This is a genomic window from Streptomyces sp. CB02980 (assembly GCF_014451325.2).
Taxonomy (GTDB): domain Bacteria; phylum Actinomycetota; class Actinomycetes; order Streptomycetales; family Streptomycetaceae; genus Streptomyces.
The window spans coordinates 93,722-108,349 of record NZ_JACSCH020000017.1 but is presented as its reverse complement, the minus strand read 5'-3'; the positions used below and the strand labels follow the sequence as shown (position 1 = coordinate 108,349).

Here is a 14,628-nt window from a genome sequence, read left to right as displayed (position 1 = left end):
AGCGAGGGCCATCGGTGCTCGCACCCTACCCGCGCAGCACGAGCGCCTGACCGGCGACCACGAGGAGGACCTCCTCGCACTCGTCCGCGAAGGCCGCGTTCAGCCGGCCCAGCTCGTCACGGAAGCGGCGCCCCGCCGCCGTCGCCGGCACCACGCCCGAGCCGACCTCGTTCGTCACGGCGACGACCGTACGACGGGTCGCCCGCACCGCCGCCACGAGCTCGGCGGTCCGCTCGCGCAGCGCGCTCTGCCCGCCGGCCGCCCACGTCTCGTCGTCCCAGGCACCCACCCGGTCCATGGCATCGGTCAGCCACAGCGACAGACAGTCGACGAGGAGCGCCGGACCGTCCCCTTCGAGCAGCGGTACGAGGTCACAGGTCTCGGCGGTACGCCAGGACCCCGGCCGGCGCTCCCGGTGCAGGCCCACCCGCTCCGCCCACTCCGGATCGCCCTCCCGGCTCCCGCCCGTCGCCACGTACAGCACCTCGGGGAAGGTCTCCAGACGCCGCTCGGCCTCCACGGACTTCCCCGACCGGGCCCCGCCGGTCACCAGGGTCCGCCGGGGCACGTCCGGGACCTCGTGGTACTCGCCCACGTACAGCGTCGTCCCGTCCGGCACCGCCCGTGCGCCCGCCGCCGCGAGCCGCCGGTCCAGCTCGGCGCCGGTCGGCGCGTCGTGGTCCAGGTGGACGGCGACGACATCGGTCGCGGGCCCGACGGCCCCGGTCGCCCGCAGCCGGGCCAGCGCGTCCGGCCGACCCGTCACATCGGCGACCACCATGTCGTACGGCACCCGGTGATCGTCCGGAAGCCCGGCCGGGGACCCGCCCGGCGGCAGATAGAGCAGCGTCTCGCCCTCGGCCGAGGTCACCTCGTACCCGGTACCGGGGGAGTCCATCGGCACCGCCCGCACCCGGTGCCCGGAGATCAGCGTCAACTCCCGTCCGTCCGGCACCCTCCCGGCGGTGGGCAGCCCCGCGGGCACCTCCACCGGGGGTCCGTCGTGCGGATGGGTCAGCAGCACCTGCCGCACGCCCACCAGCGAATGCCCGGACCGCGCGGCGGCGAGAGCGGCCCCCGGGGTCAGATCGAGCAGCAGGGCCCCGTCCACGAGCAGCGCCGTCGCGGCGCGCACCCGTGGCCCACGGGAGAGCGCGCACACGGCGCAGGAGCAGTCGGGACGGGGCATTCCGAGCGGGGCGCCGGTGCCGAGCAGAGTCAGTTCCACTCTCAGATCCTCCCGCGCCACCGCGAGCCGTGCGCGCCCGGCTACTCTGCGGGCAGGAAACCGATCATCCGGTGAGCGCCAGGAGGCGGACATGGCATGGACGTGGCGGTTCGAGAAGTCCGACGGCACGGAGGTCGAGCCGGTGGTGACGCCTGAGGAGTTCACCACCCAGGGAGACGCGGAGAGCTGGATCGGCGAAAACTGGCGCGACCTGCTGGGCGGCGGCGCGGACCAGGTGACGCTCTCGGAGGACGGGGCGAAGATCTACGGCCCGATGCCCCTGAACGCGGAGAGCTAGAGCGCCCGCCAGTGGGCGGGGGTGCGGGGGCCCAGCCCCCGCGCCCCGATCCGCCCCCGGGCCCGCACGGGCGGTACGCGCGGGCCGCAGCGGAGGCGCTCAGGGCCTACATCTCGCCCAGCGTCACCTGCGTCTTCTCCGTCGCCGTCCCCCGCACATACGTCACCGTCACCTCGTCCCCCGGCCGCAGCGAAGCCAACGCCTCCGACAGCGACGTGATCGTCGTGACCTCCGTGTCGCCCAGCCGGGTGATCACATCCCCGGGCTTCAGCCCCGCCTCACCCGCCGCCCCGTTTGCCGGCGCCTCGACCACCGCCACGCCCGCCGGCTCGTAGTCGTCGTTCAGGACCGTACGGCCGGTGATGTTCAGCGCCGCCCGGCCCGAGTCCGTGACCCTACCGTCCTTGACGATCTGGTCCGCGATCGTCCGCACCATCGACGCGGGGATCGCGAACCCGATGCCGGCGGCCGAACCGCCGCCCATCTCCGGGTCGATCGCCGCGAGCGTCGGGATGCCGATCACCTCGCTGTCCAGGTTCACCAGCGCGCCCCCGCTGTTGCCGGGGTTGATCGCGGCCGAGGTCTGGACCATGTTCGCGATGGTCGCGCCCGTGCCGCCGCCCGTCTGCCCCTCGCTGACCGTGCGGCCCGTCGCCGAGACGATGCCCTGGGTCACGCTGCCGGACAGACCCAGCGGCGAGCCCATCGCGAGCACGATCTGCCCCATGTCGACGGACGCCGAATCGCCGAACCTGGCCGGCTTCAGACCCTGCGGCAGCGAATCCATCTTGAGCACCGCGAGGTCCTGCTCGGGGTACGAGGAGACGAGCCGGGCGGTGACCGGCTGCCCACCCGTCGCGGCGGTCACCTTGAAGGACTTCTCCCGGCCCACCACATGCGCGTTGGTGACGATGTGGCCCTTGCCGTCGTAGACGACCCCGGACCCGAGGCTCTCGGTCGCGTCGATCTGCACGACCGAGGGCAGCACGTTCTTGATGACGGCCTTGTAGTCGTCCTCGAGGTCGTTGGCGGCGAGCGCCGCCGCCTGCGTGGAGCGCTCCGGCGCGGGCGTGCCTCCGCCGCCGGAGCAGCCGCCGACGAGCGCGGCGGCGCACGCGGCGGCGGCCAGGGTCAGAAGGAGACCGAGAGTGCGGGCACGCGATACATCCATGTCCGGAGTATCCGTTTCAGCCCCGCCCCGAGCCCGGCGAGCGCACCCGATCAGGGGTGCGCGACCACCGGGAGCGGAAGCAGAGGGACGACAGAGGAAAGCAGAGGCCGTCAGCCCCGTACCCCGCACAGATGCAGCAGCGCTGCCACCCGCCGGTACGGTTCCGTCCGCCCCGCCCGGTCCTCGGCGGCGAGCAGCCGCTCCAGTTCCTCGGCGGCCGGCAGGCCCGCCTCGGCCGGGACGCTGTCGGTGAAGACCCGTACCCCGTACCAGGCGTGCAGCGGTGCCGCGATCCCGGCGAGCGTCGCGGTCAGCGCGTCGAGGCGGTCGGCCCGCACCTTCACGCCGTTGTCGTCGGTGTAGACGTCCGAGTCGAACCCGGCCAGCGCGCCGGACCAGTCCCCGGCGAGCCCCGGCCGCATGGAGAGGGCCTCGGCGTTCCGTACGACCAGCGAGAGGAGCCCCCCGGGGGCGAGCATCCGGGCCAGGCCGGCGAGCAGCGCGTCGGGCTCGTCCGCGTACATGAGGACGCCGTGGCAGAGGACCACGTCGAAGCTGCCGGGGAGGAAGTGCACCCCGGTCTCGCGACCGTCGCCCTCGATCAGCCGGACCCGCTCACGGATCCCGGCGGGCTCGGTCGCCAGCGATTCACGGGCGGCTTTCAGAAGATCGGGATCGGCTTCGAGGCCGGTCACCGTGTGGCCCGCGCGGGCCAGGCGCAGCGCCTGCGTGCCCTGGCCCATGCCGGCGTCGAGGATCCGGAGTCGCTGTCCCACGGGATAGCGGCCGGATATCTGCTCGTCGAGCTGGCGGGCGACGATCTCCTGACGGATGGTGTCGCGCAGCCCGCCGGAACCGGCGGGCCAGTGCACGACGACGGGCAGCACGGGACCGCCCGACTCCGACGTCGCGGCGCCGAAAGTGCGCTCGACGGGCTCCGAACTGTCGGCGCTCAGGGCCGCTCTCCGCGCTTGACCTGCGGCTTCGGCAGTCGCAGTCGGCGCATCTGGAGCGTACGCATCAGACCGTAGGCGATGGCGCCGCGCTTCGGCTCGTTCGGGAAGCGCTCGTTGAGCTGCTTCCGGAGCCGGATCCAGATGCCGACCGAGTCGATGACGATCAGGATGATCACACCGAGCCAGAGCAGCAGCGAGATGTTCTGCAGCGACCGGTTGGCGTTGCCGAACAGCGACAGCACGAGGATCACCACGGCCATCGGAAGGAAGAACTCGGCGATCGCGAACCGCGAGTCGACGAAGTCGCGCACGAAGCGGCGGACCGGACCCTTGTCGCGGGCCGGCAGGTAACGGTCGTCGCCACTGGCCAGCGCCTCGCGCTGACGGGCCAGGTCCGAGCGGCGTGCCTCGCGCTGGCGCTTGGCGGCCTCCTTGCGGTCGGTCGGCACCGTCGCGGCGCGACGGCGCTGGGTCTGCGCCTCACTCCGCTTCGGGGTCGGGCGGCCCTTGGGGGCCTCGGGGTCGCGGGGCTGCTTGGAAAGGTCCGCCGTCACCTTGTCGGTGGGGGCCTTCTCGTCCTTCGAACGGCTACGGAACACAAAACCCAAGGGTACGGGGTGGCGGGCATGAACCCCATGCCGGGCGGGAACGATCCGCTAACAGAGTGCGTCTACGGCGGTACGTACGCAGGACAGGCGCGGTATCCCCTAGATCCATCTACTCCCTGCGCGGGAGGGGACGCCGGGCGCAGTCGTCCTTTGGGAGGAGCGCATCCGGCTCCGAACAGTGCGGTAATGGAGACAGGGCCCGTACTGTGGATCCTGTCGAAAAGCTGGAGCCGAAGTCCGTCAGAAGGGGGCGCGCGAAGCCCATGAGCGGTGTCATGAAGCGTATGGGGATGATCTTCCGCGCGAAGGCGAACAAGGCCCTTGACCGGGCCGAGGATCCGCGCGAGACGCTCGATTACTCCTACCAGAAGCAGTTGGAGCTGCTGCAGAAGGTGCGACGGGGCGTCGCCGACGTCGCCACCTCCCGCAAGCGGCTCGAACTCCAGCTGAACCAGCTGCAGGGCCAGTCGGCCAAGCTGGAGGACCAGGGCCGCAAGGCGCTGGCGCTCGGCCGCGAGGACCTGGCGCGCGAGGCGCTGTCCCGGCGTGCCGCGCTCCAGCAGCAGGTCAGCGACCTGGAGGTGCAGCACCAGACGCTGCAGGGCGAGGAGGAGAAGCTCACCCTCGCCGCCCAGCGTCTTCAGGCCAAGGTGGACGCCTTCCGTACCAAGAAGGAGACCATCAAGGCGACCTACACGGCGGCCCAGGCGCAGACCCGGATCGCCGAGTCCTTCTCCGGCATCTCGGAGGAGATGAGCGACGTCGGCCTCGCGATCCAGCGGGCCGAGGACAAGACCGCCCAGCTCCAGGCGCGCGCCGGCGCGATCGACGAGCTGCTCGCCTCGGGCGCCCTGGACGACCAGTCCGGGCTCGCGAAGGACGACATCCAGGCGGAGCTCGACCGGCTCTCGGGCGGTACGGACGTCGAGCTGGAGCTCCAGCGCATGAAGGCGGAGCTGGCCGGCGGCCCGTCGGCGCAGCAGCAGGCGATCGAGGGCGGCGGCGCGGCCGCGCCGCAGGACGCCACTCCGCACCAGCAGCCGCAGTCCCACCCGCGCTTCGAGAAGTAGGCGACGGCACACGTCGGCGGCGACACGTCGCCGACGTCACGTAGGCGACAGCCCGCGAACAGACAGGACGCGTCATGATCGTACGGATCATGGGGGAGGGCCAGTGGAAGCTGGCCGACAGCCACCTCGCCGAGCTGAACAGACTCGACGACGAGCTGCTCAAGGAGCTGGAGTCGGGGGACGAGGAAGGTTTTCGGCGCACGCTGAACGCCCTCCTGGACGCGGTCCGGCGGCTCGGTGCGCCACTGCCGGACGACGCGCTGGAACCCTCGGAGCTGATCCTCCCCGCTCCGGACGCGGGCCTGGACGAGGTCAAGGAGATGCTCTCCGACGACGGCCTCATCCCCGGCTGACGACCCTGAACGACGGTCCCGCCCACCCCTAGGGGTGGGCGGGACCGTGTGTTTCCCGCCGGGGCCGCGTCGGAGCGGGAACGGCCGCCCCGTCCCGCCCCGTACCGTTGTTGCCCGTGACCCACACCGGACCCGCCACCGGCACGCTCTTCGCCCGTCTCCGCGACTGGTTCCGCGCGCATCCGCTCGCCTTCGACGCGACGCTCGCGTTCGGCGTGCTCGTCTCGATGATCGCCGGGTCCTTCACCGCCCCGCACGGCAGCCCGGGCGGGCTGACCTTCGGCGACCGCGTGCCCAGCGCGGCGAACGTGCTGTTCATGGTGCTGGCGGCCGCCGCCCTGGTGCTGCGCCGGCGCTACCCCTTCCACGTGCTCTGCTTCACGGTGGCGGTCAGCCTCCTGGAGCTGGTCAACGACACCCGGCCCGCCACCATCGCCATGAGTGCCGTCATCGCGCTCTACACGGTCGCCTCCCGCACCGACCGGCCCACCACCTGGCGGGTCGGCCTCGTCACCATGGCGGTGCTGACGGCCGCGGCCATGGCCTTCGGCCCCACCCACTGGTACGCCCAGGAGAACGTCGGCCTTTTCGCCTGGACCGGCATGGCGGCGGCCGCGGGAGACGCCGTCCGCAGCCGCCGGGCCTTCGTCGACGCCATCAGGGAGCGTGCCGAGCGGGCCGAGCGCACCCGCGAGGAGGAGGCGGGCCGCCGGGTCGCGGAGGAGCGGCTGCGGATCGCCCGCGACCTCCACGACGTCGTCGCCCACCACATCGCCCTGGTGAACGTGCAGGCCGGCGTCGCCGCGCACGTCATGGACAAGCGCCCCGACCAGGCCAAGGAGGCCCTCGCGCACGTCCGGGACGCGAGCCGGTCCGCGCTCGACGAGCTGCGCGCCACCGTCGGCCTGCTGCGCCAGTCCGGCGACCCGGAGGCCCCCACCGAGCCGGCCCCCGGCCTCGCCGTCCTCGACGGGCTGCTCGACAGCTTCCGCAACGCCGGGCTCCCGGTCGCCCTGGCCCGCACCGACGGGGAGCGGCCGCTGCCCGCGACCGTCGACCTGGCCGCGTACCGGATCGTGCAGGAGGCGCTGACCAATGTGCGCAAGCACGCGGGCCCGGACGCCAAGGCGGAGGTGAGCGTCGTCCGGGTGGGCCGCACGGTCGAGATCACCGTCCTCGACAACGGCACGTCCGCCCCCGCCCCCGACCCCGTGCCCAACGGCGGCCACGGTCTGCTCGGCATGCGCGAGCGGGTCGGCGCGCTCGGCGGCACCCTGACCGCGGCCCCCCGGTACGGCGGCGGGTTCCGCGTCCAGGCGATACTGCCGGTGACGTCCCGTACGGGGGAGGACACATGACGATCCGGGTACTGCTGGCCGACGACCAGGCCCTGCTCCGCAGCGCCTTCAAGGTCCTGGTGAACTCCGAACCGGACATGGAGGTCGTCGGCGAGGCCGCCGACGGCGCCCAGGCCGTGGCCCTGGCCCGCTCCGAGCGGGCCGACGTGGTCCTGATGGACATCCGGATGCCGGGCACGGACGGCCTCGCGGCCACCCGCATGATCACCGCGGATCCGGAGCTCTCCGACGTACGGATCGTCATGCTGACCACCTTCGAGGTCGACGAGTACGTCGTGCAGTCGCTGCGCGCCGGGGCCTCCGGCTTCCTCGGCAAGGGTGCCGAACCCGAGGAGCTGCTCGGCGCGATCCGGATCGCCCACGCCGGCGAGGCGCTGCTCTCCCCGGCCGCCACCAAGGGCCTGATCGCCACGTTCCTGGCCCAGGGCCCCGGCACGGACGCCGTGGGCGACGGCGGCCGGGGCCGTACCGAGCGGCTAGCCGCGCTCACCGCCCGGGAGCGCGAGGTCCTCGTCCTCGTCGCCGGCGGTCTCTCCAACGACGAGATCGCCGAGCGGCTCGACGTCAGCCCGCTCACCGTGAAGACCCACGTCAACCGGGCCATGGCCAAGCTGGGCGCCCGCGACCGGGCCCAGCTGGTCGTCACCGCCTACGAATCGGGACTGGTACGTCCAAGGGTGGAGTGACCAGGGGCTCCGGCGTACTCCAGACGCGGTATGCGCGGGATAAGGATCTGGACCCGGGGGGCGAGGACTTCCGGTCCTCGATGGCAGATCGTATAGACGGGGGGCACCTCCGGCGGATCCCGCGGATCCGGGCCGGGGTCTTGGCTGCTCCCGCCTGTCGACGAGTACGCCACAGAAGAGAGACCCCATGTCCTGGCTGTCCAGATTCAGCCTCGCGCAAAGGGCCCTGATCGGGCTGATCTCCATCGTCGCCCTGGTGTTCGGGGCGATTGCGATACCGCAGCTGAAGCAGCAGCTGTTCCCCTCGATCGAGCTGCCCATGGTCTCGGTCCTCGCCCCCTACCAGGGTGCCTCTCCCGATGTGGTCGAGAAGCAGGTCGTCGAGCCCCTGGAGAACAACCTCAAGGCCGTCGACGGCCTGAAGTCGGTCACCTCCACGGCCTCCGAGGGCATGGCGCTCATCATGGCCTCCTTCGACTACGGCGACGAATCGACGAAGCAGCTCGTCGCCGACGTCCAGCAGGCCGTCAACCGGGCCCGCGCCGAACTGCCCGACGCCGTCGACCCGCAGGTCGTGGCCGGCTCCACGGACGACATCCCGACCGTCGTCCTCGCCGCCTCCTCCGGCCAGGACGCGCAGGCGCTCGCCGACCTGCTGGACCGCACCGTCGTGCCCGCCCTGGAGGACATCGAGGGCGTCGGCCAGGTCTCCGTCACGGGTGTCCAGGACCTCCAGGTCTCCGTCACCCCGGACGACCGCAAGCTCGCCGCGGCCGGTCTCACGACGATGAAGCTCGGTGAGGCCCTCCGCTCCGGCGGCGGCGTTCTCCCGGCCGGCTCCTTCTCCGAGACGGGCAAGAGCCGCACCATCCAGGTCGGCGGCGGCTACACCTCGCTGAAGCAGATCGAGGACCTCCGCATCCCGGCGGCCACCCCCGGCAAGGGCAAGGCGGTCCGCCTCGGTGACGTGGCCACCGTCCGCCAGGAGGAGTCGCCGCGCGTCTCCCTCACCCGGACCAACGGCAAGCCCAGCCTCGCCGTCATGGCCACCATGGACAAGGACGGCAGCGCCGTCGCGATCTCCGACGCCGTCAAGGAGAAGCTGCCCGAGCTGCGCGCCGACCTCGGCGCGGGCGCCGAGCTGACCGTGGTCTCCGACCAGGGCCCGGCCGTCGCCAAGGCCGTCTCCGGCCTGACCACCGAGGGCGCCCTCGGCCTCGTCATGGCCGTCCTGGTGATCCTGGTCTTCCTCGCGTCGATCCGCTCCACCCTGGTCACCGCGGTCTCCATCCCGCTCTCGGTCGTCCTCGCGCTCATCGTGCTGTGGACCCGTGACCTCTCGCTCAACATGCTGACGCTCGGCGCGCTCACCATCGCCATCGGCCGGGTCGTCGACGACTCGATCGTGGTCCTGGAGAACATCAAGCGTCACCTCGGCTACGGCGAGGAGCGGCAGACCGCCATCCTCACCGCGGTCCGCGAGGTGGCGGGCGCCGTCACCTCCTCGACGCTCACGACCGTCGCCGTCTTCCTGCCGATCGGTCTGACCGGCGGCATGATCGGCGAGCTGTTCGGCTCGTTCTCGCTGACGGTCACGGCGGCCCTGCTGGCCTCGCTGCTCGTCTCCCTGACGGTCGTCCCGGTCCTCTCGTACTGGTTCCTGCGCGCCCCCAAGGGCACCCCGGAGGACCTGGCCGAGGCCCGCAGGCTGGCCGAGGAGAAGGAGGAGAAGAGCCGTCTCCAGCGCCTCTACGTGCCGGTCCTGAAGTTCGCGACCCGGCGTCGGCTGACCAGCCTCGCCATCGCGTTCGTCGTCCTGATCGTCACCTTCGGCATGGCCCCGCTCCTGAAGACGAACTTCTTCGACCAGGGCGAGCAGGAGGTGCTCAGCATCCAGCAGGAGCTGGCGCCCGGCACCGCCCTCGACGCCTCCGACGCGGCCGCGAAGAAGATCGAGAAGCTCCTTGCGGACACCGACGGCGTCAAGGACTACCAGGTCAACGTCGGCTCGTCCGGCTTCATGGCGGCCTTCGGCGGCGGCACCGGCACCAACCAGGCCACCTACCAGGTCAGCCTGGAGGAGTCCGCCGACTTCGAGAAGACCCGTGACGCCATCGAGAAGGGCCTCGCGGCCCTCGACGGCGTCGGCGACACCAAGCTCGCCGCCGGTGACGGCTTCGGCAGCCAGGACCTGAGCGTGGTCGTCAAGGCCACCGACGCCGAGGTCCTCCAGAAGGCCTCCGAGCAGGTCCGGGCCGCGATCGCCGGCATCAAGGACGTCACCGACGTCCAGAGCGACCTCTCGCAGTCCGTCCCGCGCATCTCGGTCAAGGCGAAGCCCGCGGCGGCCGATGCCGGCTTCGACTCCGCCTCGCTCGGCATGATCGTCGGCCAGGCCGTCCGGGGCACCCCGACCGCCAAGGCGATCCTCGACGACAGCGAGCGGGACGTCCTCATCACCTCGGCGAAGCCGGTCACCACTCTGGCCGGTCTCAAGGCGCTGCCCCTCGGCCCGGTGAAGCTGGGCGACATCGCCACGGTCGAGCTCGTCCCCGGCCCGGTGTCCATGACCCGGATCGACGGCGCCCGCGCCGCGACGATCACGGCCAAGCCGGTCGGCGACAACACCGGCGCCGTGAGCGCCACCCTGCAGCAGAAGATCGACGCGCTCGACCTGCCCGAGGGCGCCACCGCCAGCATCGGCGGTGTCTCCGAGGACCAGTCCGAGGCCTTCCTCAACCTGTTCCTGGCGATGCTCGCGGCCGTCGCGATCGTCTTCATGCTGCTCGTCGCGACCTTCCGGTCGCTGATCCAGCCGCTGATCCTGCTGGTCTCGATCCCGTTCGCGGCGACCGGCGCGATCGGTCTCCTCGTGGTCACCGACACCGCGATGGGCGTCCCGGCGATGATCGGCATGCTGATGCTCATCGGCATCGTCGTCACCAACGCGATCGTCCTGATCGACCTGATCAACCAGTACCGGGCGCAGGGCCTGGGCGTCGTCGAAGCGGTGGTCGAGGGTGGCCGGCACCGGCTCCGCCCGATCCTGATGACCGCCCTGGCGACCATCTTCGCCCTGCTGCCGATGGCGCTCGGCATCACCGGCGAGGGCGGCTTCATCGCCCAGCCGCTGGCCGTGGTGGTGATCGGCGGTCTGATCACGTCGACGCTGCTGACGCTGCTCCTCGTCCCGACGCTCTACGCGATGGTGGAGCTCCGCAAGGAGCGCCGCGCGAAGAAGAAGGCGGCGAAGAGGGACGCGAAGGCCGGCGACGCGCCGGTCCCGCCGCAGGCGAAGGAGCCGGCCGCGGTCTGATCCGTACGGCAGAAGGAAGGGGCGCCCCGCTCGATGGCGGGGCGCCCCTTTCCGTACGCAGGTGTACGGAGAACACGCAGGTGTACGGAGAACCGTTACGGCAGAGCGAGCATCCGCTCCAGCGCGAGCTTCGCGAAGCTCTCCGTCTCCTTGTCGACCCGGATCTGGTTGATGAGGTTGCCCTCGGCCAGCGACTCCAGGGTCCACACCAGGTGCGGCAGGTCGATGCGGTTCATCGTCGAGCAGAAGCAGACCGTCTTGTCGAGGAAGACGATCTCCTTGTCCTGGTCGGCGAACCGGTTCGCCAGGCGGCGGACCAGGTTCAGCTCGGTGCCGATCGCCCACTTGGAACCGGCCGGGGCCGCCTCCAGGGTGTTGATGATGTACTCGGTCGAGCCCACGTAGTCCGCGGCGGCGACGACCTCGTGCCGGCACTCGGGGTGGACGAGCACGTTCACGCCCGGGATGCGCTCGCGGACGTCGTTGACCGAGTCCAGCGAGAAGCGGCCGTGCACCGAGCAGTGACCCCGCCACAGGATCATCTTGGCGGCGCGCAGCTCCTCGACGGTCAGCCCGCCGTTCGGCTTGTGCGGGTTGTACAGAACGCAGTCGTCGAGGGACATGCCCATGTCGCGGACGGCCGTGTTGCGGCCCAGGTGCTGGTCCGGCAGGAACAGCACCTTCGTCGTGCCGGGCTCCCCCTGCTCGAAGGCCCAGTTCAGGGCGCGTTCGGCATTCGACGAGGTGCAGATCGTGCCCCCGTGCTTGCCGGTGAAGGCCTTGATGTCGGCCGAGGAGTTCATGTACGAGACGGGCACGACCTGCTCGGCGATGCCGGCCTCGGTCAGCACGTCCCAGCACTCGGCGACCTGCTCGGCGGTGGCCATGTCGGCCATCGAGCAGCCGGCCGCGAGGTCGGGCAGGACGACCTTCTGCTCGTCGCCGGTCAGGATGTCGGCCGACTCCGCCATGAAGTGCACACCGCAGAAGACGATGTACTCGGCCTCGGGCTTGGCCGCCGCGTCACGCGCGAGCTTGAAGGAGTCGCCGGTGACGTCGGCGAACTGGATGACCTCGTCGCGCTGGTAGTGGTGGCCGAGCACGAAGACCTTGTCCCCGAGCTTCTCCTTGGCCGCGCGGGCGCGCTCCACCAGGTCAGGGTCGGAGGGTGACGGCAGATCGCCGGGACACTCCACGCCGCGCTCGCTCTTCGGGTCGGCCTCGCGACCGAGCAGAAGCAGGGCGAGCGGCGACGGCTGGACGTCGAGATCATGACGGGCTTGGGCCGTGGTCACGTCACGCACCCTTTCTTCGGGGAACCTTTTCGTCGAAATGACGCTATCTATCATAACCGCTTCACGTCACGTTGACGATGTCCATAGTGTCGATGTGACGAATTCGCCGTCGCCGTCGCTGGACTTCGCCGTCCCCGCAGTTGGACAGGGTGTGCGAGCATGAAGAGAGAAAGACCCACACGGCCCGGAATGAATCCGGGGCACCGTCGGTTGCAACCGTCGGCAAGCAGTCTCCGTACACACCGGGAGAGAAGCAGATGTCCGTATCGGACGAGAAGACCACTGTCAGCGACGGCATCCTCCTGTCCGACGCCGCCGCGGCCAAGGTCAAGGCCCTCCTCGACCAGGAAGGCCGCGAGGACCTGGCCCTGCGCGTCGCCGTTCAGCCCGGCGGCTGCTCCGGCCTGCGTTACCAGCTGTTCTTCGACGAGCGTTCGCTCGACGGCGATGTCGTGAAGGACTTCGACGGCGTCAAGGTCGTCACCGACCGCATGAGCGCCCCGTACCTGGGCGGCGCCTCGATCGACTTCGTCGACACCATCGAGAAGCAGGGCTTCACCATCGACAACCCGAACGCCACGGGTTCCTGCGCCTGCGGCGACTCGTTCAGCTAAGCCGCACACGGCTGTACGTGCCTGAGGGCGGCGGCCCGGGAGAGATCCCGGGCCGCCGCCCTCGGTCGTGCCCGCCCGCCGGACTCAGCGGCGCGGCACCGCCTCCCCGCTCGCCGCGTCGATCACCGGCCGGTCGCCCAGCGGACTCTTCAGCGTCACGGTCTTCGTGAAGTCCTTGGCGATCATGATGCAGATCCGCTCGGGGTCGGTCTTCTCGACGATCCGCACCGTCACCCGGTCCGGCTGCTCGTCGGCCTTCACGGTGTACGTGCTGCACACCCCGCCCCAGAAGGTGACAGCCAGCTCCCTGCCGTCCCCCTGGACGCGGACGGACTCGACGACCCGCGCGGCCTCCGTACCGTCCCCGGGAGGGGGTGTGGGCGTGGGCGTCGGCTCCGGCGAGGGCTTCGCCGGCGGCGCCAGGTACTCCGGGGCCACCGCCGTCCGCACCACCGTGTACGGCGCGCCGTCCGCCGGGTCCGCGGTGAACAGCCACGACGGTACGAGCAGCCGCTCACCGTCCACGTCCCGCGCGGCCAGACCGAACACCGCGGCGGTCACCGGCACCTGGTCGGGCGCGGCCCTGTCCACGATCGTCTGGCAGGGCGGAGTGGGCTCGACGTGCCCGGGCGCCGGCTTTCCGCCGGTCCGGGTGTCCTCGGTCTTCCCGTTCCCGTCCACACCGGGCGGGGCCGTGGGGCAGTGCCCGATGCCGATCGGGCCGGTGCCCTTCGCGTCCTCGTTCAGCGCGGCGAGCGCCTTCGCCGCCCCGATCACCGGGTACGCGGCGCCCTCGGCCGGATCCTTGAGCGTCCCGCTCCCGGCGACCGCCCGGCCGTCCCGCGCGATGTGCAGCCCCGTCGACCAGCCGTACGTCGGCAGTCCGCCCACCACCGGATCGGCGTTGACCACCCGTACCGAACCGTTCACCACACCGGTCGCGGTGACCTTGGCGTCGTCCTGGCCGAGCGCCTTCAGGATCGGCGCGGCCGCCGCCTTCGCCGCCGCCTCGCTCAGCGGCGTACCGCCCGGCGCGGGCTTCGACTCGCCCGGCGGCGGGCAGGCCTTGCCCTTGAGGCAGGCGTCGCCGGCCGGACCGCCGTCGTACCAGGAGTACGTCCAGTTCCCGGGCGCCTTCCGCGCCACGTCGAGGCGGGCTCCCGAACCGTCCTTCTCGGGCCGGATCGTCCAGACCTCGCCCACCAGCGAGGGACTCCCGGAGATGCCCAGCGCTTCGGCCAGCCTGGTCACCTCCGCCGAGGTGACCAGGCCCTCGGGCCGGTGGACCGCGGCCGAGGAGGGCCCTTGGGGGAGTGGGCCCTTGGCTGTGTAGACGGTCCCGTTCGGGCCGCCCCCGGGGTCAGGCTCGCCGGGCGCGATGCCCGGGCCGCCCCGTGTGTCGCCACCGTCGGTGGCGTCGCCGCTGCCGCCCTCCAGGCGCAGCGGGGCCGGCGGACCGGCGTCGGCGGCCTTGGCGGCCGCGCCCGCGCCGGTGCCGTCACCGGATGCCGTGGTGGCGAGGTAGACGCCACCGCCCCCGGCGAGCAGCACACCCGCCGCCACCGAGGCGGCGATGACGCTCCGCCGCCTCCGTACGTTCTCCGTACCGCTCACCGCAACGCTCCCTCGTCTCGACCGGACGCCGATGGGACGGAGCGGGTGCGCGGACGGTTCC

13 protein-coding genes are annotated in these 14,628 nt (G+C 71.7%); 7 read left to right on the top strand and 6 right to left on the bottom strand.

Going from position 1 to position 14,628, the window contains the following annotated elements:
* Nucleotides 1-25 precede the first annotated feature (25 nt).
* Nucleotides 26-1,228 (bottom strand): bifunctional adenosylcobinamide kinase/adenosylcobinamide-phosphate guanylyltransferase, encoded by a 1,203-nt coding sequence (locus E0F75_RS30190; protein WP_229314122.1) that lies wholly within the window; start codon nt 1,226-1,228, stop codon nt 26-28.
* A gap of 91 nt (nt 1,229-1,319) precedes the next feature.
* Here E0F75_RS30190 and E0F75_RS30185 point away from each other — a divergent pair, with 91 nt between their 5' ends.
* Nucleotides 1,320-1,526 carry a hypothetical protein gene (locus tag E0F75_RS30185; RefSeq protein WP_229314121.1) on the top strand — a complete coding sequence of 69 codons (207 nt, stop codon included), beginning with the start codon at nt 1,320-1,322 and terminating at the stop codon, nt 1,524-1,526.
* A 106-nt stretch (nt 1,527-1,632) separates the two neighbouring features.
* Here the strand turns inward: E0F75_RS30185 and E0F75_RS30180 are convergent, their stop codons facing one another.
* From E0F75_RS30180 to E0F75_RS30170, 3 genes are all read right to left on the bottom strand, one after another.
* Nucleotides 1,633-2,697: a S1C family serine protease gene (locus E0F75_RS30180; RefSeq protein ID WP_229314120.1), complete on the bottom strand. Its 1,065-nt coding sequence runs from the start codon at nt 2,695-2,697 to the stop codon at nt 1,633-1,635.
* 110 nt (nt 2,698-2,807) lie between these two features.
* Nucleotides 2,808-3,584 (bottom strand): bifunctional 2-polyprenyl-6-hydroxyphenol methylase/3-demethylubiquinol 3-O-methyltransferase UbiG, encoded by a 777-nt coding sequence (locus E0F75_RS30175; protein ID WP_229314119.1) that lies wholly within the window; start codon nt 3,582-3,584, stop codon nt 2,808-2,810.
* 65 nt (nt 3,585-3,649) lie between these two features.
* Nucleotides 3,650-4,252, bottom strand: a complete 603-nt coding sequence (locus tag E0F75_RS30170) for a DUF3043 domain-containing protein (RefSeq protein ID WP_229314118.1) — start codon at nt 4,250-4,252, stop codon at nt 3,650-3,652.
* Between the two features lie 272 nt (nt 4,253-4,524).
* On the opposite strand from E0F75_RS30170, the gene E0F75_RS30165 reads away from it, so the two are divergent.
* From E0F75_RS30165 to E0F75_RS30145, 5 genes are all read left to right on the top strand, one after another.
* A complete protein-coding gene (locus E0F75_RS30165) occupies nt 4,525-5,331 on the top strand; it encodes a PspA/IM30 family protein (RefSeq protein ID WP_229314117.1) in 807 nt (268 codons plus the stop codon).
* 74 nt (nt 5,332-5,405) lie between these two features.
* On the top strand, nt 5,406-5,684 hold the full coding sequence (locus tag E0F75_RS30160) for a hypothetical protein (protein ID WP_229314116.1): 279 nt from the start codon (nt 5,406-5,408) through the stop codon (nt 5,682-5,684).
* A gap of 116 nt (nt 5,685-5,800) precedes the next feature.
* Nucleotides 5,801-7,042 carry a sensor histidine kinase gene (locus tag E0F75_RS30155; protein ID WP_229314115.1) on the top strand — a complete coding sequence of 414 codons (1,242 nt, stop codon included), beginning with the start codon at nt 5,801-5,803 and terminating at the stop codon, nt 7,040-7,042.
* The gene (locus tag E0F75_RS30150; protein ID WP_229314114.1) at nt 7,039-7,728 is read left to right on the top strand and encodes a response regulator transcription factor; all 690 of its coding nucleotides are present in this window, start codon (nt 7,039-7,041) and stop codon (nt 7,726-7,728) included. The genes E0F75_RS30155 and E0F75_RS30150 overlap by 4 nt, the downstream gene beginning before the upstream one ends.
* 187 nt (nt 7,729-7,915) lie before the next feature.
* Complete coding sequence (locus tag E0F75_RS30145) at nt 7,916-11,044, top strand: efflux RND transporter permease subunit (protein ID WP_229314113.1); 3,129 nt, start codon at nt 7,916-7,918, stop codon at nt 11,042-11,044.
* Nucleotides 11,045-11,139: 95 nt separating this feature from the next.
* Here E0F75_RS30145 and nadA read toward each other — a convergent pair whose 3' ends face one another.
* A complete protein-coding gene (nadA, locus tag E0F75_RS30140) occupies nt 11,140-12,348 on the bottom strand; it encodes a quinolinate synthase NadA (protein WP_229314112.1) in 1,209 nt (402 codons plus the stop codon).
* 248 nt (nt 12,349-12,596) lie between these two features.
* On the opposite strand from nadA, the gene E0F75_RS30135 reads away from it, so the two are divergent.
* Entirely contained in the window at nt 12,597-12,953 is a 357-nt protein-coding gene (locus tag E0F75_RS30135) for an iron-sulfur cluster assembly accessory protein (protein WP_015033024.1), read from the top strand.
* Nucleotides 12,954-13,037: 84 nt separating this feature from the next.
* On the opposite strand, the gene E0F75_RS30130 is transcribed toward E0F75_RS30135, so the two are convergent.
* Nucleotides 13,038-14,567, bottom strand: a complete 1,530-nt coding sequence (locus E0F75_RS30130) for a hypothetical protein (RefSeq protein WP_229314111.1) — start codon at nt 14,565-14,567, stop codon at nt 13,038-13,040.
* Between the last annotated feature and the right edge of the window lie 61 nt (nt 14,568-14,628).

Coding starts and splice junctions, on each gene's coding strand:
- E0F75_RS30135 (WP_015033024.1), top strand. CDS start 12,597: ATGTCCGTATCGGACGAGAAGACCACTGTCAGCGACGGCATCCTCCTG.
- E0F75_RS30180 (WP_229314120.1), bottom strand. CDS start 2,697: ATGGATGTATCGCGTGCCCGCACTCTCGGTCTCCTTCTGACCCTGGCC.
- E0F75_RS30185 (WP_229314121.1), top strand. CDS start 1,320: ATGGCATGGACGTGGCGGTTCGAGAAGTCCGACGGCACGGAGGTCGAG.
- E0F75_RS30165 (WP_229314117.1), top strand. CDS start 4,525: ATGAGCGGTGTCATGAAGCGTATGGGGATGATCTTCCGCGCGAAGGCG.
- E0F75_RS30145 (WP_229314113.1), top strand. CDS start 7,916: ATGTCCTGGCTGTCCAGATTCAGCCTCGCGCAAAGGGCCCTGATCGGG.
- E0F75_RS30160 (WP_229314116.1), top strand. CDS start 5,406: ATGATCGTACGGATCATGGGGGAGGGCCAGTGGAAGCTGGCCGACAGC.
- E0F75_RS30150 (WP_229314114.1), top strand. CDS start 7,039: ATGACGATCCGGGTACTGCTGGCCGACGACCAGGCCCTGCTCCGCAGC.